Below are 1,519 nucleotides of genomic sequence, written 5' to 3'. Positions count from 1 at the left end.
CTAGTACTACATGGCTAGATCGCACGAGGTGATCGATCGGTTTCCCTGCGCGAGAAGGCTGGGGTATGTGACTGTGCTGGCGTGCCCCAGCCTCACGAATACGCCGACGCGGTGACGCCCGCGGATCTGGACGAATGGAAGTCGGAATTCGAGCAGTTGTGCGCCCGGTTCGCGGGCCGCTGGATGCGGCCGGAGCCGCGTCAGCATTTCCAGCAGTATCTGCGCGGCCTCCTGGCACCGCTGGCGCGCAAGAACTCCTGGACGATCGCGGAATTCACCGGAGAGCGCCGACTCACCGCGATTCAGCGATTCATCAACCTGACGCCGTGGGACGCCGACGGACTGCGCGATGAGGTGCGCGCATACGCGATGGAACACCTCGCCGACGAGCGTGCGGTACTGATCGCCGACCCGACCGGGTTCGCCAAGAAGGGCAGAAAGTCAGCGGGTGTGCAGCGGCAGTACTCCGGGACACTAGGCCGGACCGACAACTGCCAGATCGGCGTGTTCCTGGCGTATACCAACACGCGCGGGGACCGCATGCTGATCGACCGCGAGTTGTATATGCCCGAGCATTCCTGGTGCGCCGACCGCCTCCGGCGCGCTGAGGCCCACGTTCCTGACGAGTTGACCTTCGCTACCCGGCCGCAGCAGGTGCAGGCCATGATCGAGCGGACCCGTGCGGCCGGCGTCCCGTTCGCCTGGTTCGCCGCCGACGAGGAATTCGGCCAAAATCCCGGGCTACGCATCTATTTGGAGCATGAGCAGATCGCCTACTGCATGGCGGTGCCCAAGACGACCGACATCACCACCGGCAACCAACGCCCGGCTGCGGAAAATCCGGCCGTAGCCGAGCTGACAGCCCGCCTGCGTCCACACGATTGGCAGCGGCGGGCCTGCGGCATCGGCACCAAGGGCTTCCGCGTCTATGACTGGGCCATCATTGAAACCACTCGTCCCGGCCACCGCTATGTCGTGCGGCGCAATATCGCCGACGGCGAGCTCGCCTACTTCCACTGCTTCGATCCACGCCAGGAGGGCCTGTCCGAACTGGTCCGTGTGATCGGCTCCCGCTGGCCGATCGAGGAATGTTTCGAGGCCGCCAAACAAGAAGCCGGGCTGGATCAGTATCAGTTCCGGCTCTACCACGCGTGGTACCGACACATCACTCTGGCCATGCTCGCGCTGGCCTTTCTAGCCGTTCTCCGCCGCACCGCGAAAAAGGGGGACCATACCCTGTGGACAACCTCCAGCGACCCAGAGCACAACACCGGCGATTCCACCCAAGCCAGGCTCGACCGACGAGCGCCTCTCCCGGCGGCCGCCACGTCGCCTGATCACCCTGTCCATCGCTGAGATCCGCCGCCTGTTCAACCTCATCGGCCACGACAAACATGCCATCGACCAGGGCCTTTACTGGTCGATCCATCGCAGGAGCCACCAGGCCGCAGCGCGCAGGCACCACTTTAGGCAGCGCCTGCGCCTTCAACTCATCCCGATCTAGCTATGTAGTACTAGC

Annotated in this window: 1 pseudogene; it reads left to right on the top strand. The window is 64.4% G+C overall.

The features are described 5' to 3' along the window. Positions 1-126 precede the first annotated feature (126 nt). A pseudogene (locus tag ACFXJ8_RS44050) lies at positions 127-1,230 on the top strand (IS701 family transposase); the annotation flags it as partial. Positions 1,231-1,519: the final 289 nt, after the last annotated feature.

The organism is Nonomuraea sp. NPDC059194 (assembly GCF_042754765.1).
GTDB lineage: Bacteria > Actinomycetota > Actinomycetes > Streptosporangiales > Streptosporangiaceae > Nonomuraea.
Note: the sequence above shows the minus strand (reverse complement) of the source record. Positions and strands in the feature narration are given on the sequence as shown.